General features: G+C 75.6%; 13 protein-coding genes. 4 read left to right on the top strand and 9 right to left on the bottom strand.

All coding sequences use genetic code 11. The features are described from left to right. Position 1 precedes the first annotated feature (1 nt). The 6 genes from HDA32_RS11975 to HDA32_RS11950 all read right to left on the bottom strand — a co-directional run bounded on the left by HDA32_RS11975 (position 2) and on the right by HDA32_RS11950 (position 9,127). On the bottom strand, positions 2 to 1,066 hold the full coding sequence (locus HDA32_RS11975) for a glycosyltransferase family 2 protein (RefSeq protein WP_218882419.1): 1,065 nt from the start codon (positions 1,064 to 1,066) through the stop codon (positions 2 to 4). Further along, a complete protein-coding gene (locus HDA32_RS11970) occupies positions 1,063 to 2,088 on the bottom strand; it encodes an iron-containing redox enzyme family protein (RefSeq protein ID WP_179643265.1) in 1,026 nt (341 codons plus the stop codon). The genes HDA32_RS11975 and HDA32_RS11970 overlap by 4 nt, the downstream gene beginning before the upstream one ends. A 58-nt stretch (positions 2,089 to 2,146) precedes the next feature. Beyond that, positions 2,147 to 2,884, bottom strand: a complete 738-nt coding sequence (locus HDA32_RS11965) for a class I SAM-dependent DNA methyltransferase (RefSeq protein WP_179643264.1) — start codon at positions 2,882 to 2,884, stop codon at positions 2,147 to 2,149. A gap of 346 nt (positions 2,885 to 3,230) precedes the next feature. Beyond that, on the bottom strand, positions 3,231 to 6,263 hold the full coding sequence (locus tag HDA32_RS11960) for an FAD-binding and (Fe-S)-binding domain-containing protein (protein WP_218882418.1): 3,033 nt from the start codon (positions 6,261 to 6,263) through the stop codon (positions 3,231 to 3,233). 131 nt (positions 6,264 to 6,394) lie between these two features. Further along, on the bottom strand, positions 6,395 to 8,206 hold the full coding sequence (gene treZ / locus HDA32_RS11955) for a malto-oligosyltrehalose trehalohydrolase (RefSeq protein ID WP_179643263.1): 1,812 nt from the start codon (positions 8,204 to 8,206) through the stop codon (positions 6,395 to 6,397). A gap of 30 nt (positions 8,207 to 8,236) precedes the next feature. Beyond that, positions 8,237 to 9,127 carry a putative RNA methyltransferase gene (locus tag HDA32_RS11950; protein WP_179646631.1) on the bottom strand — a complete coding sequence of 297 codons (891 nt, stop codon included), beginning with the start codon at positions 9,125 to 9,127 and terminating at the stop codon, positions 8,237 to 8,239. Between the two features lie 305 nt (positions 9,128 to 9,432). Between HDA32_RS11950 and HDA32_RS11945 the strand changes: the two genes are divergently transcribed. Further along, a complete protein-coding gene (locus tag HDA32_RS11945) occupies positions 9,433 to 9,882 on the top strand; it encodes a DUF4383 domain-containing protein (protein ID WP_179643262.1) in 450 nt (149 codons plus the stop codon). Positions 9,883 to 10,012: 130 nt separating this feature from the next. Next, complete coding sequence (locus HDA32_RS11940; protein ID WP_179643261.1) at positions 10,013 to 11,791, top strand: HAD family hydrolase; 1,779 nt, start codon at positions 10,013 to 10,015, stop codon at positions 11,789 to 11,791. A 119-nt stretch (positions 11,792 to 11,910) separates the two neighbouring features. Here the strand turns inward: HDA32_RS11940 and HDA32_RS11935 are convergent, their stop codons facing one another. Both HDA32_RS11935 and HDA32_RS11930 read right to left on the bottom strand, forming a co-directional pair. Beyond that, entirely contained in the window at positions 11,911 to 13,002 is a 1,092-nt protein-coding gene (locus HDA32_RS11935) for a zinc-dependent alcohol dehydrogenase (RefSeq protein WP_179643260.1), read from the bottom strand. 5 nt (positions 13,003 to 13,007) lie between these two features. Continuing rightward, positions 13,008 to 13,976 carry a Gfo/Idh/MocA family protein gene (locus HDA32_RS11930; RefSeq protein WP_218882417.1) on the bottom strand — a complete coding sequence of 323 codons (969 nt, stop codon included), beginning with the start codon at positions 13,974 to 13,976 and terminating at the stop codon, positions 13,008 to 13,010. Positions 13,977 to 14,233: 257 nt separating this feature from the next. Here HDA32_RS11930 and HDA32_RS11925 point away from each other — a divergent pair, with 257 nt between their 5' ends. Beyond that, positions 14,234 to 15,277 carry a glucosyl-3-phosphoglycerate synthase gene (locus HDA32_RS11925; protein WP_179643259.1) on the top strand — a complete coding sequence of 348 codons (1,044 nt, stop codon included), beginning with the start codon at positions 14,234 to 14,236 and terminating at the stop codon, positions 15,275 to 15,277. Beyond that, the gene (locus HDA32_RS11920) at positions 15,274 to 16,491 is read left to right on the top strand and encodes a glycosyltransferase (RefSeq protein WP_179643258.1); all 1,218 of its coding nucleotides are present in this window, start codon (positions 15,274 to 15,276) and stop codon (positions 16,489 to 16,491) included. Before HDA32_RS11925 ends, HDA32_RS11920 begins: the two co-directional genes overlap by 4 nt. On the opposite strand, the gene treY is transcribed toward HDA32_RS11920, so the two are convergent. Further along, positions 16,455 to 18,863, bottom strand: coding sequence for a malto-oligosyltrehalose synthase (gene treY / locus HDA32_RS11915; RefSeq protein WP_179643257.1), 2,409 nt, complete (start codon positions 18,861 to 18,863; stop codon positions 16,455 to 16,457). The two genes, HDA32_RS11920 and treY, sit on opposite strands and share 37 nt — an antisense overlap. Positions 18,864 to 18,909: the final 46 nt, after the last annotated feature.

Below are 18,909 nucleotides of genomic sequence, written 5' to 3'. Positions count from 1 at the left end.
CCTACCCCCGCGCGGCAGGACTCGCCGACGCAGCGGTTCGGCGGGCGCGGGCGCGCAGGTGGCGGGTGGAGTGGGCGGCCAGCCGCAGGTGGGCGCCCGCGTAGGCCACGCCGGTCCCGCGCAGCCGCGCCACCAGGGCCGGCCAGACGCAGACGCCCCTTTCGAGCACCCAGATCGGGGCGAGGAGGACGGAGGCCGCCGGGAACACCGCGCTCCCGCCGGCCCGTCGGCGGCCGACCTCGGCCAGGGCCACGGGCAGCGCCGCGCCCGCCAGGAGCAGGCCGAACCTGCGCCCGCGCACGGCGGCCGCGACGGCCGGCAGCACGGACAGGAAGAGCGCCATCCGCGCGGGCTGGGCGGTGTCGTCGTAGGCCTGCCGGAGGCGCTGGGCCCAGAACCGGCCGGTGCCGGGCGGCAGCCTGCGGACGTAGACGTCCAGAGGGCGCGCCTCGGTCCCGCCGTGCGCCCGGACGGTGCGGATCAGCTCCAGGTTCTCGAAGAGGACGCCGCCGTCGTAGCCGCCCATGGCCAGGAACGTCGAGCGCCGGATCCCGAACGTCCCCGGGTAGTCCCGCCCGACGCTGCGGTTGATCAGGGTCCTGGCGGTGTCCCACAGCGCGTGCCAGGGCGCGGGCTCGAAGAAGTTCTGCGGCCGCACCAGGTCGGCGCGGTCCAGCAGGGAGGCGACCGCGCGCAGGGCCGGCCCGTCGTAGCGCACGTCGTCGTCGGCGATGATCAGGCGTTCGGCCGTGGCGTGCCGGACGCCGGTGAGCACGCCGCTCACCTTCCCGTTGCCGCACCGTGTCCGCTCGTCGGGGCGCAGGTGCCGGACCGCGCCGCCCCATGCGCGGGCGTGCGCCCGGAACAGCGCGGGAGGCGAGCCGTCGACGACGACGACCTCGGCGACCTCGGCGCACTCGCCGATCCGGTGCAGGTAGGCGGTGAGCTCCGCCAGCCCGCTGTCGTCGTCCCAGCGCAGGGGCAGCACGTAGCCGACCGCGCCGGTGCCGCGGGGCGGGGCGGGCGGGTGGACCCGAGGGACCGCGTCCGCCGCGCGGGCCGTCATGCCGGGACCGCCGCGGCGCCGGCGCGCAGGGAGGTCTCGCCGCGCTCCCAGTGGGCCAGCACGTGGTCGGCGAACAGCCGGTCCAGCGCGAGGCAGACCGCCGCGCCGAAGAGCACCTCCCCGGCCTGCTCCGGGTGCTGCGCGGCGAAGCCGCCGCACATGTCGTGGGCGGCGATCTGCTCGTGGACCGCGTCGGCCTGGACGTGCTCGTCGTAGAAGCGGCGCGCCGCGGAGCCCGCCCCCAGCCGCCGCAGCCCCATCGAGTAGGCGCGGTTGGGCAGCGAAGAGGTCATCTCGAAGGCGGCGAGATGGCCGAGCAGCGCCCCGAGCCGGGCCCGGTGCAGGCCGAACAGGGACATGGCGTTGTTGACGGCGAGGGTGATCGCCGGGGCCCGCTCCACGTGGGCGCCGTAGGAGTCGTCCAGTCCGAGGCCGCGCATGGTGACCCGGAACAGCTCCGCGTGCATGCATTCCGCGCGGCCGCCCCCGTACTCGTCGGCCTGGATCTCCACGAGGGCTGCCTTGACCCGCCCCCTCGTCCTGGGGATCGCCCAGGTGTGCGGGTCGGCCTCCTTCAGGTGGTAGACGGAGCGGTGGGCGACGAACTCGCGGAACTGCCCCATGGTCGCGCGCCGCTGCAGGAACGCCGGCAGCGACGGACCGTCCCCGGTCCCGCCGGCCATGTCGGCCAGCGTCCGCGGGACCTGCGCCGCGGCCGCCTCCGGCATCGGGTGCACCGCCTCGCGCAGCGCCGCGTCCAGCGCCGTCTCCAGCCGCCGGCGCAGCGCCAGCAGGGACGGCTCCCATTCCCAGGCGGCCCTGACCCCGTCGAAACCCGAGTAGTGCAGCTCGTAGCAGGCGTACAGGGCGAGCTGGAGGTCCTCGTGGTGCAGGGCGCCGCCGAAGCGCTCCGGGGCCGCCGCGTCCCCGCGGGTCAGGGCGGCGGGCAGCTCGTGCGGCGGCTGTAGCAGTTCCGCGAACAGCGCCTCGGTGAGCGCTCCTCTGGGCCGTGGTAGTCGCATGCCCTCTCCCTCGCTCCTCCCCCCGGCTTGCGGGCGGCGACCGCGCCGGCCGCGGTGGTCACGCGCGCCTGCGGTAGACCGTCACGTGGTCGCGGCTGGCGTCGGTGAACGGGGCGCCGCTCCAGTCGGCCCACCGGTGCTCCAGCTCCATCCCGGCCAGCCTGGCCATCAGGTCCAGCTCGGCCGGCCACGCGTAGCGGTGGTTGGCCGGGAGCAGCCGTGTTCCGCGCGGGGTCATCCGCACCTTCGTGGTCCGCATGAGCTGCTCGCCGGGGAACAGCTCCGCCGCTTCGAGCACGACCTCGTCCTCGGCCACCGACAGCAGGCGCACCGACCTCCCGTCGCGAAACGCCCCGGGATCCGGCGTCCACGCCTCGACGGCGAAGCGCCCGCCGTCGCGCAGGTGCGCGGCGGCGTTGGCGAAGCAGCGCACCTGCGCCTCCTGGGAGGGCAGGGCGAAGACCGTGTTCAGGGCCAGGACCACCAGGGTGAAACGGCCCTCCACCCGGGTCCGGGCGAAGTCGCCCACGGTGACGGGGACGCCCTCGCCCCCTGGTTTGGCGCGGAGCTGGGCGACCATGTCCGGTGACCCCTCGATCCCCGCGACGCGCAGCCCGCGCTGGAGCAGCGGGAGGGCGAGCCGCCCCGTGCCGATGCCGAACTCCAGGACGGGGCCGTCACCCGCGAGTTCGGCCAGGCGCTGCACCGCCGCCGCGGTCGGCAGGTCCCGCACCGTCGCGTCGTAGACGTCGGCGATGCGGCTCCCGTAGGCGGACGGATCGAAGTCGGGGTCCATGGTGCTCCTCCGAACGGCACGGCCGTTCGGCTACCCCGGGGCCCGCACGCGAAACGCCGCAGGGACCGCTCGGGCCGGCGCCTGCGCGGGTGCGCCGGTCCCGAGCCGCGCCGGGGGCGTCGGCGCGCTGACGGCGGCCTTCCCGCGTCACCGGTGGGGAACGGAGAACCCGTTGACACCTGGCGATCGGATGTGCACGGGGGTTTGGCTGCCGCAGTGCGCGCAGCGCCGGCGGCGCAGCGGATCCGCGCCGTGGACGCCCACCTCACCCCCGCAGACCCGACGGCCAAAGCCCGATCAGACCACGGCTCTCCGATTCCCGTCAGCGACCGAGGGCCGCCTCCTCTCAGTCTCGCGTCTCCTTTTCCGGCCGGTCCGGCCGCAGCGCCGTGCGCAGGACCTCGGCGAGATGGCTGCCGGTCCGGTCGGTGCCCTGGGTGATCTGGGTACGGCAGGAGAAGCCGTCGGCCAGGATCACGTCCTCGGCGGCCGCGGCGCGGACCTTGGGGTAGAGCTCGCGCTCGGCGCAGCTCTGGGAGACCTCCCAGTGGCCGCGTTCGAACCCGAAGTTGCCCGCGAGGCCGCAGCAGCCCGAACCGATGACGTCGGGGTCGACGCCCAGGCGCCGCAGCACCGCGAGGTCGGCGCCGTAGGAGCCCTTCGCCTCCTGGTGGCAGTGCACCTGGGCCACCGCCGCGGCGTCCAGCCGGCCGAACGGCCACTCCCCCTCGTGCTCGGCGACCAGTTCGGCCAGGGTCGTGGTCTGCTCGGCCAGCCGCCGGGCCCGCGGATCGTCGGGGAGGAGCTCGCGCACCTCGTCGCGCAGCATCACCGTGCAGGAGGGCTCCAGGCCAACCACCGGGTACCCGGCGGCGAGCTGGACCTCCAGCGCGTCCAGCGCGTGCCGCAGCGCGCGGCGCACCATGCCGAGCTGCCCGGTGGAGTGCCAGGTCAGCCCGCAGCACACCGACCCGGCGGGCAGTTCGACGCGGTAGCCCAGCGCTTCGAGGACCTCCACCGCCGCCCGGCCGGTTCCGGGTTCGTGGAAGTTGGTGAAGGTGTCGGGCCACAGCACGACCGCGGGCCGGTCGTCGCGCGGGGACGGAGTCGGAGAAGCCGTTTCCTTTACGTTGTAGATTTGCTCTGTGCCGGCGGAGGATCCCCCGGTCCTCTTCCCCGCGGTGCCGACCGCTCCCGGGGCGGCCTGCGCCGGACCGCGCCGCCGCATCCACCGGCGCAGCGTCGTCTCGGCGAAGCGGATCATCCGGCGGCGGGGCTCGATCCCCCCGGCCCGCTTGACCAGGGCCGCCACCCGCGGCCGGGCCAGCAGGGCGTTGGTCGCGCGGGCGACCGGCGCCGCCGCCGTCACCAGCCGGGACCACACCGGCAGCCACCCCATCGACAGGTGCGCCATCGGGCGGAGGCGGCGCGCGTAGTGCCGGTGCAGGAACTCGGCCTTGTAGGTGGCCATGTCCACCTCGACCGGGCAGTCGCTGGCGCAGGCCTTGCAGGACAGGCACAGATCGAGCGCCTCGCGCACCTCCGTGGAGCGCCATCCGTCGGTCAGCGTCTCGCCGCGCAGCATTTCCGCGAGCACCCGCGCGCGGCCCCGGGTGGAGTGCACCTCGTCGCGGGTGGCCTTGAACGACGGGCACATCGACCCGGTGTGCAGGTTGCGGCAGGCCCCCACGCCCACGCACCGGCCGACGGCACGCGCGAAGGACCCGCCGTCGGTGGACAGCGCGTGGACGGGGAGGAGGTCGAGCCGGTCGTGGCCGGGGCCGGGCCGCAGGGCGGCGTCCAGCGGGTCCGGATCCACCAGCACGCCGGGATTGAGCCTCCGTTCGGCGTCGAACACGCCCTTGAACTGCGCGAACGCATCCAGCAGCTCGGAGGGGTACATGCGCGCCAGCAGCTCGGAGCGCGCCCGCCCGTCCCCGTGCTCGCCCGACACCGATCCCCCGTGCCCGGTGACCAGGTCGGCCGCGGCGTTCATGAACGCGCGGTAGGCGGCGAGCCCGCGGTCGGTGTGCAGATCGAAGTCGCAGCGCAGGTGCAGGCAGCCCTCGCCGAAGTGGCCGTAGGGGATGCCGCGCAGCCCGTGCTCGGCCATGAGGTCGTAGAGGTCGCGCAGGTAGGCGGCGAGGTTGTCCACGGGCACCGCGGAATCCTCCCAGTTGGCCCACGCCTCGCCGCCGTCGGCCATGCGCGCGGCGATGCCGGCCCCGGCCTCGCGGATGCGCCACAGCGCGCGGGCCTCGGCGGGGTCGCGCACGATCCGCTCACCGGCCTCGGGGAACCGCTCGCGCACCACGGCGGCGGTGCGCGCGGCTCTCTCCAGCGCCTCCTCGCGGTCCTGCCCGCCGACCTCGCAGTACAGCCAGCCGCGCCCCGGGGGCAGTTCCGAACCGGCGCCGGCCCGGCCGGGCCGGGAGCGCAGCGCCTGGATGAGGTCGTCGGCCATGCCCTCGACGGTGAGGACGTCGCAGCGCGCCAGGTCGGCGGCCGCGGTGGCCGCCTCGAAGACGTCGGGGAAGCCGAACACCACGAGCAGCCGCACCGGCGGGGACGGCACCAGCCTGACGGTGGCCTCGGTGACGATCGCGCAGGTGCTCTCGCTGCCCACCAGCGCCTTGGCGACGTCGAAGCCGTTCTCGGGCAGGAGGTGGTGCAGCCCGTAGCCGGAGACCTGGCGGCTGAACCGGCCCAGCCCGGTCCGCAGGGAGGCCAGGTGGGCGTCGCGCAGCCGGATGAGTTCGGCGTCGACGGCGGGATCGCCGCTGGTGCCGCGGCCCGCGTCGAACGGGCGGCCGTCGGCGAGCAGGCCGCGCAGCCCGATCACGTTGTCGGCCGTGGTACCCCAGCGCACCGAGTGCGACCCGCAGGCGTTGTTGCCGATCATCCCGCCCAGGGTGCAGCGGGAGTGGGTGGAGGGGTCGGGGCCGAAGGTCAGGCCGTGCCGTTCGGCGGCGGCGCGCAGGTCGTCCAGCACCACGCCGGGCTGCACGACGGCGGTGCGCGCATCGGGGTCGATGGAGACGATCCGGTCCATGTGCCGGGAGAAGTCCAGGACGACGCCCTCGCTGATCGCGTTGCCCGCGATGGAGGTGCCCCCGCCGCGCGAGACGACGGGCGCCCCGGTCTCGCGGGCGGCCTCAAGGGCCCCGGCCACGTCGTCGGCGTCGCGGGGCAGGACCACGGCCGCCGGGACCTGCCGGAAGACCGAGCCGTCTGAGGCGTAGGCCGCCCGGGTCGTCGTATCGGTCCGCACGATCTCGGCGGGCAGCGCCCGCAGCAGGGCGGCCGCCACCTCGCCCGCTCCGGGCCGGCGCTCGGCCGGGGTCTGCGATGTGCCTTCGTGTTCGCGTGCTACCACCACGCAATAAGTCCTACCAGGGAAAGGGCCGCGTCGTCCGGCCCCGGCCGGCGGTTTTTCGCGGCTCGGACCGGATCGGTCCCGCGTCCCCGCTCAGTGACCGCACCGCCCCTGCTCAGGGACGGTGCCGCGCCTCAGGTGGCCAGGACCGCGAAGGACTCGGCCGGCAGCCGGACCTCGGCCGCGCCGGTCTCGACCCCGCCGGCTCCGGTCCCCGCGCCCCCGGCCGAGGCGAGCAGGACCGAGCGCGCCGGGCGGTCCAGGACCGCGGCGGCGGCCTCGGCGCGCAGGTTGCAGACCACGCGCAGGGCGCCTCGGTGCAGCACGAGGACGCGGCCGTCCCCGCTCGCCCCGACCGCGAACCGGTCCAGGCGCGGGTCGGCCAGTTCCGGGCGGGCGCGGCGCAGGGCGATCAGCGACCGGTACAGCTCCAGCACCTCCTTGTGCCCGGGCCGGTCCCGCTCCTCCCAGCGCAGCACCGAGCGCTCGCGCGTCGCCGGATCCATCGGGTCGGGCACCTCGGCCCCGCCCCAGCCGTGCCCGGCGAACTCGCGCCGGCGGCCCCGGCGCACCCCCTCGGCCAGCTCCGGGTCGGGGAAGGAGGCGAAGAACCGCCACGGGGTCGACGCCGCCCACTCCTCCCCCATGAACAGCATCGGGGTGTAGGGCGAGCACAGCACGATCGCCGCGCCGCAGGCGAGCAGGCCGGGCCGGACCGCCTCGGGCATCCGGTCGCCGCGCGCCCGGTTGCCGACCTGGTCGTGGTTCTGCAGGTAGGCCAGGAACCGGCTGCCGGGGATGCTGCGGGTGTCGACGGGGGCGCCGTGCGTGCGCCCCCGGAAGGAGGACCAGGTCCCGGCGTGCAGGAACGCCGAGCGCAGGGTGCGGGCGAGGGCGTCGGGAACGGCGAAGTCGGCGTAGTAGCCCTGGTCCTCGCCGGTGAGCGCGGCGTGCAGCGCATGGTGCAGGTCGTCGCACCACTGTGCGGTCATCCCGCGGCCCCCGGCCTCGCGCGCGGTGACCATGGCCGGGTCGTTGAGGTCGGACTCGGCGATCAGGGCCAGCGGCCGGCGCAGTCCGGCGGCGAGCGCGTCGACCTCGGCGGACAGCTCGGCGAGCAGGTGCGTGGCGCGCCGGTCGGCGAGCGCGTGCACGGCGTCCAGCCGCAGCCCGTCCAGGTGGTAGTCGCGCAGCCAGCCCAGCGCATCGTCGATGACGTGGCGGCGCACCTCGTCGGAGCCGGGCCCGTCCAGGTTGAGGGAGGGGCCCCAGGCGTTCTCCCCGCTGAAGTAGGGCCCGAAGCGGGGCAGGTAGGCCCCTGAGGGCCCGAGGTGGTTGTAGACGACGTCGAGCAGCACGCCCAGGCCGCGCGCGTGGCAGGCGTCGACGAAGCGCTTGAAGGCGTCGGGCCCGCCGTAGGGCTGGTGCACCGCGCCCCACAGCACGCCGTCGTAGCCCCAGCCGTGCACGCCGTCGAAGGCGTTGACCGGCATGACCTCGACCAGATCGGCCCCCAGGTCGACGAGGTGGTCCAGGCGCCCGATCGCGGCGTCGAAGGTGCCCTCCTCGGTGAAGGTGCCGATGTGCAGTTCGTAGACGACGCTGCCCGGCAGCGCCCTGCCGCTCCACCCGGTGTCGGTCCATGGGAAGGCCGCGTGGTCGTAGCGGCGCGACGGCCCGTGCACGCCGTTGGGCTGCCACGCCGAGCGGGGATCGGGCAGCGCCTCGGGGTCGTCGTCGAGCAGGAACGCGTAGTCGAGGGGGTGCGCGGCGTCGGACGGCCCCACCGGCACGTCGGCGTGCCACCAGCCGCGCTCGTCCCGGGTCATGGGGTGGTCGCGGGCCGGGGGAGCGTCGAGGGGGCGGTCGCCGGGGCCGACGCGCACGCTCACGCGTTCGCGATCGGGCGCCCACACCGAGAAGCGCTGCGCGGGGCTCTGGGTCACGGGGCTGTCCTTACCCAGGCCGGGGCGGCCCTACCCCCGGGTGGGCGCCGGGCGCGGACGGTGCACCGACACAGAGAACGACCCGGTGACGGCCACGGGTTCGGGCAGCGCGGCGATCCCGCGCCGCAGCTCCTGCGGGCTCAGGTGCCGGGCGCTGGGGCCCATTTCGACGGCGGTGGCGGCGTCGGCGCGGGACAGGGCGAGGTCGACGTCGAGTTCGTCGCGGCCCGTCTCCTCGAAGAGGCCGCCGAGCGCGCGCTCCAGCCTCTCGTCCTTGCGCGGGTCCACCGACACCAGCCCCAGCGGACCGACCAGCTCGCCCAGGTGCCGGGCGGTCGGCGTCACGACGACGAGCGCGCCGTCGGGCCGCAGCACCCTGGCGAACTCGGCCCCGTCGCGCGGGGCGAACACGTTGAGCAGCAGCGAGACCGCGCCGGAGCGCAGCGGCAGGCCCTGCCAGGCGTCGCAGCCCGCTGCGCCCGCGCGGGGGTGGCACTTGGCCGCGCGCCGCAGCGCGAACTTGGAGACGTCCAGCGCGACGCCCGTCGCCCCCGGCAGGCGGTCCAGCACCGCGGCCAGGTGGTAGCCGGTGCCGGCGCCGACGTCGGCGACGATCCCGCCCGGGGCGCCGTCCGCGGTCCGCGCCCCGGCGCCAGGCCCGGCCGCCAGGCACGCGGCGGTCTCGGCCACGGCCCCGGCCAGCCGCGCGAAGTGCCCCGCGTCCTGGAAGGACCGGCGCGCCCGCACCATCTCGGCGGTGTCGCCCGTCCCCGCGGACCCGCGGCCGGTGAGCAGGCTGACGTAGCCCTCCTTGGCCACGTCGAAGCGGTGCCCGGAGTCGCAGCCCAGTCCATTGCCCGAGGCGGCGAGCCCGTGCCCGCAGTGCGGGCAGGCCAGCGCCCGCAGCACGGCGCCGGGCATGCGCAGCCGCGAGAGCACGTCGGGGCGCCGCCCGGGGGCTCCGTCCGGGACGCCGGCGGGGATGTCGGTGGTCATGGCAGTCGCCCAGCCTACCCAGGGCGCGCGGCCTCCGGCGCCGCCCGGCCGCCGCGCCGTGGACGTGACCCTTCCGTGTCCCTCCTCCACGCATCAACACGGCGGTTTCGGGATAGCGGTCCGTGGCCGGCCGGACACGCACCGGCCGGTGCGGGCCGCACCCGCGGTCCGGAACCGTCCGACGCGGGCCCGCGGACGGCCCGAAGGGACGCGAAAGGGAGGACGCGGACATGTCCAACGTGCACAGGGACCGCTCAGAGGTGTCGCTCGGCAGGACGGCGCGGCTGGTCGCCGCCATCGTCGCGGCGGTGTTCCTGCTCGTAGGGATCCTCGGATTCATCCCCGGGGCCACGACCGACTACGGCGCCATGCAGTTCGCCGGCCACGAGTCCGAGGCGCTGCTCCTCGGCCTGTTCCAGGTCTCCATCCTGCACAACATCGTGCACCTGCTGTTCGGCGTCGTCGGGCTCATCATGGCCCGCACCGCCCGCCTGGCCAGGCTCTACCTCCTGGGCGGCGGGATCGTCTACCTGGTGCTGTGGGTCTACGGCCTGCTGATCGGGCACGACAGCGCCGCGAACTTCGTGCCGCTGAACGCGGCCGACAACTGGCTGCACCTGTTCCTGGGCATCGGGATGATCGCCCTCGGCCTCGTCGTGGGCCGGGCCAAGCGCGGCTGAGCGCGCCGGCCCCTCGCCGATCCCGGTCCCGGCCGCGGATCCCGCTCCGCGCGGTCCGCGGCCGGGCAGGTGTAGGCGGCGGCGTTCGGGTCAGGTGGTGGGCAGGGCCCGACGCCGCTGGAGGTACCCGATGCGTTATCACGCGCTGGCATGCGACTTCGACGGCACGCTGGCCCGCGACGGGCTGGTCCCCGAGGCCACCATGGCGGCGCTGGAGCGGGTGTCCCGGTCGGGGCGCCGGCTCCTCCTGGTGACCGGCCGCGAGCTGGACGACCTGCTGGCGGTCTTCCCGCACGCCGACCTGTTCGACATGATCGTGGCCGAGAACGGCGGCGTGCTCTACGATCCCGGCCGGCGCAGCCTGCACCCGCTGGCCGAAGCGCCGCCGCCGGAGTTCGTGGAGCGGCTGCGGGCCGCGGAGGTGCGGCCGCTCGGCGTGGGCCACGTGCTCGTCTCCACCCGCGAACCGCACGACCGCACCGTGCTCGCCGCGATCCGCGACCTGGGGCTGGAGCTGCAGGTCGTGTACAACAAGGGCGCCGTCATGGTGCTGCCGCCCGCGGTCAACAAGGCCTCGGGCCTGACCGCGGCGCTGCGGCGGCTGCGGGTGTCGGCGCACAACGTCGTGAGCGTGGGCGACGCCGAGAACGACCACGCCATGCTGCGGCTGTCCGAATGCGGGGCCGCCGTCGCCAACGCCCTGGACGCGGTCAAAGAGCACTGCGACCTGGTGCTGCGGCGCTCCCACGGCGAGGGGGTCGCCGACCTCGCCGCGGCCCTCGTCGACTCCGACCTGCGCGGCGTCGCCATCACCCGCCACGACATCCTGCTGGGGACCGCGGACGGCGCAGCCGTGACGGTCCCGCCGTACGGTACGGCGCTCGCGGTCGCCGGGCCCTCGGGCAGCGGCAAGTCCACGGCGACGTCGGCCCTGCTGGAGCGGCTGGGACAGGCCGGGTACCAGTACTGCGTCGTCGACCCCGAGGGCGACTACACCGACTTCGAGGACGCGGCGGTGCTCGGCGACCCCACCCGGGCCCCGACGGTGGACGAGGCGCTGCGCCTGCTGGAGCAGCCGGAGCGCGACGTCGTGGTCAACCTGCTCGCCGTGCCGCTGCGCGACCGGCCGGCCTTCTTCGCCGAACTGCTGCCGCGCCTGGCCGGCATGCGCGGGCGGACGGGGCACCCGCACTGGACGGTGGTCGACGAGGCGCACCACCTGATGCCGCCGGAGCTGGCCGAACCGCCGGTGCGCGACCTCCACGACATCGGCGGCCTGATGATGATCACCGTGCACCCGGAGACGCTCAGCCGGCACGTGCTCGCCCTGCTCGGCACCGTCATCGCCGTGGGCGACGACCCCTCCGTGACGCTGCGGTCCTTCGCCTCCGCGCTGGGCCGACCCGAACCGCGGCTGCCCGCCGGCTCCGGGGAGGCCGACCCGGAGCCCTCCCCCATCACGGTGTGGGACACGCGGGAGGACGAGGCCCGCAGGCTGCGGCTGACGCCGAGCGAGGCGCAGCGGACCCGGCACCGCCGCAAGTACGCGGCCGGCACGATGTCGCGGGACAAGAGCTTCTACTTCACCGGCCCGGAGGGGCGGATGCGGCTGCGGGCGCGCAATCTGCAGACCTTCCTGGAGATCGCCGAGGGGATCGACGACGACACCTGGATGCACCACCTGCGCCGCCACGACTACTCGCGCTGGCTGGAGGACTCGGTCCGCGACTCGGAACTGGCCGGCCTGGTCCGCGCGGCCGAGGACGCCGGGGAGCTGGACGCGCGGACCAGCAGGGAGCGCGTCAGCGGCCTGGTCAACGAGCGCTACACGCTGCCGGCCGAGCCCACCCGCTACGACCCCGACCACGACGACGACGCCCCCGACCCGGGCAGCGGCGCGCCCCGGTAGCGCCGCGCCCGAGTCGCCGGCGATCGGGGGATCCGCCGTGCGGCCCTGCCCGATGTCGGGTGACGGGCGGCCTTGAGCGAAAAGCAGCGGCGGCGACGGGCGGTTCTCTGCGGACCTCGCTAGACCGTGAACACCGCCTGCACCACGTGGCGGCGGCGGTCGGCCACCTCGGCCATCAGCCGCGGGGCCTCCTCCATCGGCAGCACGTCGGTGACCAGGTGCTCCCGGATGTCGGTGCCGCGCGACCTCAGCAGCGCGAGGGTCTCCACGGACAGCCGCTCCCTGTCCCACAGGTGGGACATGCCGCGGGGCACCCGGCCGATCTGGGCGCACCGGATGGCCAGCCCGTTGTGGTGGAACTCCTCGCCCAGGCACACGGCCGCGGCCGTGTCGGTGTAGAAGGCCAGGTCCACCACGGTGCCCTGCGGCCGCAGCACGCGCAGGGCCGTGGCCAGGGCCTCCGACCGGCCGCGGCACTGGAAGACGACGTCGGCGCCGTGGTCGGCGGGGCCGTGCCGCCACCGCTCCTTGAACGCGCGGCCGGCGTCGGCCGCGCCGCCGGTGTCGAAGGCGTCCAGGCCGAGCGCGCGGCACAGCTCCAGGCGTGCGCGCGTCTCGTCGAGCACCACCACCTCGGCCGCGCCGTGCTCACGGGCGAACAGCGCCGTCAGCACCCCGACGACCCCGGCGCCCACGACGACGACCCTGCGGCCGGCCACGCCGTCGCCGAGGCCGCGGACGTCGGGGCCGCAGACGTCGGCCGCGGCGTGCAGGAGCCCGTTGGCGCAGATGGGGCCCATGTGCGCGGCGTAGATCCCGAGCACGGGATCGATGTCGTCGGGCAGCGGCACGAACCGGTCCGCGCGCGGGTCGGCGACGTAGCCCGTGCGGTGGCCGTAGGCCATGGCCACCAGCCTGCCGGTGCCGATGGCCGGGGTCCGGGTCTCCACGACCCTGCCGACCTGCATGTAGCCGAGTTTGCGGACCGGGTAGGCGGCCTCGGTCGGTTCGCCGGTGAACAGGCCGAGCGTGGCGTCCCAGCCGGCGCGCACCGAGGGGTTGGTGCCCCTGAGGAAGGTCAGTTCGGTTCCGGCCGACAGGCCGCTGAAGACCGTGGCGACCCGGAAGCGGCCCTCGGCGAGGGGCTCATCGGGTTCGGTCGCGAACTCCAGCCGGCCCGGGGCCGGCACGCACAGCACGCGCGTCGGCACCGGCCTCACCCCGCCACGGCGACGGACCGCTCGGTGCGCGCGGACCTGGCGACGGCGCAGGCGACCCGGTGGGTGCGCAGCGCGTCGGCGTAGTCGGTGCGGATGTCGTCGCCGATGCCGCGCACCGCGTCGACGAAGGCGCGGTCGATCCGGATCTTGGCGGTCCCCTCGTCCTCGAACAGCTCCGGCTCCTGCTCGGTGTGGACGCGCAGGCCCGCCTCCGAGATCTCCAGGGCCAGGCCCTCGGCGTAGACCTCCAGTCCGGCCCGGTGCTTCCAGGCCAGCAGGCAGGTCGCGGCCAGGCTGCCCACGGCCCCTTCGGCGAAGCGCAGGTTGGCGACGGTCGCGGCGGAGACGTCGGCTTCGGGGGCCGCCGCGCAGGTCAGCGACTCCAGCGCGTCGACCCGCACCACCTCGCCGGCCAGCAGCCGGGCGAGGTCGACCACGTGCGCGGCCTGCTCGATCACCTGCCCGCCGGACCGGTCCCTGCGGGCCCACCAGTCCACCGGCGGCACCTTGTCGAGCCAGTGGCCCAGCACCATCCGCACCTGCCGGTCGGCCAGGAGCTCGCGGGCCCGCTCCACCACCCGCAGGTAGCGCCATTGGTGCCCGACCGCGGTGAGCAGGCCGCGCGCCCGCACCCCGGCCGCGATCTCCTCGGCGACGGCCAGGTCGACGGAGATGGGCTTCTCCACGAAGAACGGCAGGCCCGCCTCCAGCACGGCCCGTTCGGGCGGTCCGTGGGCGTAGGGCGGCACGCAGACGTAGACCGCGTCCAACCGCTCCCCGGCCAGCATGGCGCGGTGATCGCCGTAGGCGGCGCCGTGGAAGCGGTCCGCCAGGGCCGCCGCGCGGTCCCGGTCGGGGTCGGCGACCGCGGCGATCCGGACGTCGGCGAAGCCGCCGAGCGCCTCGGCGTGGCGGGCCGCGACACCGCCGGCGCCGATCATCCCGATCACGCACGTTCCGATCACGCCTGGCTCTCTGCCACGGACACGCCCCTCCAAACATCGGTTCCCACGTTCGAAACGGCCGTACATGGGCAGGTGAGCCGCTCACAGGATCGATCGGCATCCGGCAGCGCCCGGGCGCGGTGCCCGGCCGTGCATCGGCCGACCACCGCGCGCTCACCGCCCCGAACCCACGGGGCCGCGCTCCGGGTGGATCCGGAGACGCTCGCGCACCGAAGCGAAAACCAGGGCAGGGACACCAGGGCGAAAAGAGGTAGTCGATGTCGCCGTCGGAGATCTCCACGTGGTTCTCGCGGCGGACCAGCTCGTCCGCGGACTGGCCCGCCGATTCCGCAATGGCAGCGAAGGGCGGCACCCGCATCAGCGTGGTGCTGCCGGCCCAGAACGAGGAGGAGACGGTCGGCGAGATCGTCCGGACCATCCGCCGCGCGCTGATGGAACGGGTGCCGCTCGTCGACGAACTGGTCGTGATCGACTCCCGGTCCAGCGACGACACCGCCCTGGTGGCCACGGCCGCCGGCGCGACCGTGGTCGCCCAGGACGACGTCCTTCCGGCGCTGCCGCCGCTGTCGGGCAAGGGCGAGGCGCTGTGGAAGTCGCTGGCGGTGACCACCGGGGACGTGGTGGTGTTCGTCGACGCCGACCTGCGCAACTTCAGCCCGCACTTCGTGACCGGGCTGGTCGGCCCGCTGCTGGCCGACCCGTCCCTGGCCTACGTCAAGGCCTGCTACGACCGTCCGCTCATCGAGGGCGGCCCCGACGGCGGCCCCGACGGGGGCCCCGACGGCGACTCCGGCACCGGCGGGTGCGCCTCCGCGCCCACCGACGGCGGGCGCGTCACCGAGCTGGTGGCCCGGCCGCTGCTCAACATGTGCTGGCCCGAGCTGGCGGGGTTCATGCAGCCCCTGGCCGGCGAGTACGCCGGGCGCAGGTCGGTGCTGGAGTCGGTCCCGTTCGTCTGCGGCTACGGCGTGGAGCTGGGGCTGCTGGTCGACCTGGTGGAGAAGGTCGGGCTGGACGGCATCGCCCAGGTCGACCTCGGGATCAGGGAGCACTCCCACCAGTCGACCGCGGCGCTGGGGCGGATGGCGGCCCAGATCATCGACACCGCGTGGTCGCGGCTGCACCGGCGCGGCCTGGTCAGCATGGACGAGCCGCCCTCCACCGAACTGGTCCAGTTCAGCCGGACCGCAGGGGGGTACCGGCCGCTGCGCTACGACGCCCAGGTCCCCGAGCGCCCTCCCATGGTCGAGGTGCTGCGCGCCGACCCCCGGCCGGTGCCGTCGGGGGAGGTGGACCGATGAGGGACCTGACCGTGCTGGTCAACGCCGGCCCCTGGCTGCCCGTGCCGCCCGACGGCTACGGCGGCATCGAGAACGTGGTCGCCGCCCTGGTGCCGGAGCTGCGGGCGCGGGGCGTGCGCGTGGTCCTGGCGACGACCGGCTCCTCGACGCTGCCCGCCGACGAGTACCTCTCGGTCTTCCCCGACGGCCAGTACGCCCACATCCAGAGCCCATACAACCAGGTGATGGGCATCGCGCACGCCCACGTCCGCGCCGTGCTGGAGCGGCTGCGGCGCCGCGGCGACGTGCACCTGGTGCACGACCACATGGAGGTCGTGGGGCCGGCGGTGCTCACGGCCGCGGGCTCCGACATCCCGCCGGTGCTGCACACGCTCCACTGGGACCTGGGCAAGCACCCCGACTTCTACGCCGGGTTCGCCGGGAACGGACGGGTCTTCGTCAACGGGGTGTCGGCCTCGCAACTGGAGCGCGCCCCCGCCGCGCTGCGCGCGCACAGCGCGGGCCACGCGCACCTGGCCACGCCCCTCGCCGTCGACGCCGACCGGCGCGGCGGTCCGGCCAAGCGGCCGCATTTCGCCGCGGTCGGGCGCATCACCGCGCTCAAGGGCACCCACATCGCGGCGCGGACCTGCCGCAGGCTCGGCCTTCCGCTGGTCCTGGCCGGGCCGGTCAACGGCATCGACTCCGCCGAGGAGCTGGAGCGGGTGCTGGCCGACCGCGGCGATCCGCGGCACGGGGCGCCCGATGTCCGCTACTACGCCGAGCAGGTCCGCCCGCACGTGGACGGCGACCTGGTGCGCTGGGTCGGCACGGTGGCGGGGGCCGAGCTGGAGGAGCTGCTGGCCACCGCGCGGGCGGCGCTGTTCCCGGTGCAGTGGGCCGAACCGGGCGGCACGGCGGTGGTGGAGGCGCTGGCCTGCGGGGCGCCGGCGGTCGGGTTCGCCCGCGGCTGCCTGCCGGAGCTGGTCCGGCACGGCCGCACCGGCCTGCTGGCCCGGACCGAGGAGGAGTTCGAGGCCGCACTGCACCGGACGGCCGAGATCGACCCGGCCGACTGCCGCAAGGAGGCCGCCGCGCGGTTCACCCCGGCGGTGATGGCGGAGCGCTACCTGGAGCTCTACGAGCGCGTGCTGAGCGGCGCCGGGGGCGCGGCGGTCCCCGCGCCCCGGGTGGCGGGTCAGTCCGGGCGGCGCAGCAGCAGGGCGACCGGGTAGCGGTCGAGCAGCTCGGACAGGCGGGGGGTGGTGTAGCCGTCGGGGCTGTCGGGGGCGAGGTCGCGGCCGGTGAGCAGGTCGCTCCAGCGCCCGGAGCCCGACGGCAGCGGGAGCACGGTGTCGCGCCAGCCGCCGGAGGCCTCCAGGCCCAGCGGGAGCCGGGTGGCGACGGCGACCACGTCGTGGGCGGCACCGCGGGCGAAGGCCAGGGCGTGGCGGGCCGCGGGACCGGCCGCGGCGAGCGGGCGGTAGCCGGTCAGGTCGCGGTCGCGCCGCAGGTGCAGGGCCGTGCGCACCACGTGCATCTTGGCCGCGCCGGTGGCGTCGACCCGCGGCAGCCAGCCGCCCTCCAGCCGCTCCAGCAGCACCCGGCGCACGGCGAAGTCCACCGGCCGGCGGTTGTCCGGATCGACCAGCGACAGCTCCCACAGCTCGCTGCCCTGGTAGAGGTCCGGCACGCCGGGCGCCGTGAGCTGCACGAGCTTCTGGCCGAGCGCGTTGCAGCGGCCGGCGCCGCGGATCCGGTCGGCGAACGCGGCCACGTCGGCCGACAGCTCCGCGTCGGAGAGCACCCGCTCGGGCCAGGAGTCCACCTCCTCCTCGAACACGGGGTCGGGGTCGACCCACGAGGTGCGCAGCTTGGCCTCCTTGGCGGCCTTGGCCAGGTAGCCGCGCAGCCGGGCGGCGCTGATCGGCCAGGCGCCCACCAGGGTCTGCCAGGCCAGCAGGTTCAGCGACGGCTCGCTCAGGCCGTGCTCGCGCGACCAGCGGCGCACCGCCCCGGCGAACTCCCCCGGGACCTCGGCGAGCGCCGCCAGGCGGGCCCGGACGTCCTCGGAGCGCTTGGTGTCGTGGGTGGACAGCGCGGTCATCGCGCGCGGCCACGACGCCTCGCGCTCGGCCGCACGGGCGTGGAACTCCTCGGGCGGCACCCCGAAGCGCTCGGGCGCCCCGCCCACCTCGTTCAGCGCGACGAACCTGGTGTAGCGGTAGAACGCGGTGTCCTCGGTGCCCTTGGCGACCACCATGCCGCTGGTCTGCTGGATCCGGCGGGCGAGCTCGCCGCGGGCGTCGGCGCGCACCCTGGCATCGAGGAACTCCAGCGCGCCGGCCAGGTCGGGGCGCCGCTCCCCCGCGCGCCGCACGGCCTCGCTCCAGTGGCCCTCGCCCTCGGGCAGGTAGGAACGGTAGACCGGGAACGCGGCGAGCAGTTCGGCGACGGCCTCCTCGATCCGCTCGGACGCACCGGAGGCGGGCGCACCGGGGTCCGAGCGCTCCGGCGGCGCCCCGCCGGGCGGCTCGGCCTCCTCCGACTCCAGCACCCCGGCGATCCGGCGGACCTCGGCGGCCAGGACCGTCGTGGCGACCGCGCGGCGGCACTCGTTCTGCACCGCCTCGAAGTCGGTCGGCACCCCCAGTTCCGCGGCCAGGCCGGTCAGCGGCGCGCATCCGTCGGGGTCCACGAACACCCCGCACACCTCGCGCAGCGCGTCGTAGCCGGTGGTGCCCGCGACCGGCCACGAGGCCGGCGGGCTCTCCCCCGCCGCGAGGATCTTCTCCAGCACGATCCAGCCGCCGAAGGCCGAGCGCAGGCGGCGGGCGTAGCCGCCGGGGTCGCACAGTCCGTCCGGGTGGTCCACGCGCAGCCCGTCGACCTCGCCGGCGGCGGCCCAGCGCAGGATCTCGCCGTGCGTCTCGGCGAACACGTCGGGCTCCTCCACCCGCACGGCGGCCAGCGTGGCGATGTCGAAGAAGCGCCGGTAGTTCAGCTCGGCGTCGCCGCGCCGCCACGACACCAGCCGGTAGTGCTGGCGCCGGTGCACCTCGCCGGGGTCGTCGCCGGAGGCTCCGGTGCCGGGGGCGATGGGGAACCGGTGCTCGAAGTAGGCGAGGCGGCCGTCGTCGATGGTCAGCTCCTGCAGCGCCGCCGCTCCGCCGTCGCCGTCGTCGGCCAGCACGGGCACCAGCAGCGGCCCGCTCGCCCAGTCGACGTCGAAGTGGCCGGCGTAGCGGGAGCGGCGCCCGTGCTCCAGCACGTCCCACCACCACGGGTTGGCCTCGGGGGCCGCCACCGACATGTGGTTGGGCACGATGTCGACGACGATCCCCATGCCGAGCCCGCGCAGGCGCTCGACCAGCTCCCGGCGCGCCGCGTCCCCGCCGAGCGCGTCGGAGACCCGGGTCGGATCCACCACGTCGTAGCCGTGGGTGGACCCCGGGGCCGCGGTGAGGATCGGCGAGAGGTAGACCGCGCCGGCGCCGAGGCGGCGCAGGTAGTCGGCCACCTCGGCGGCGTCGGTGAGCGTGAATCCCGGCCGCAGCTGCAGCCGGTAGGTGGAGCTCGGCGGCGATGATGGTGGTGTCTGCGTCATCGTGCTGTGACCTCCCCCGCCCGTGCGCCGTCCAATCCTTCAGCCG

Source organism: Spinactinospora alkalitolerans, assembly GCF_013408795.1.
Lineage (GTDB): Bacteria > Actinomycetota > Actinomycetes > Streptosporangiales > Streptosporangiaceae > Spinactinospora > Spinactinospora alkalitolerans.
This window is presented reverse-complemented; position numbering and strand designations above follow the sequence as displayed.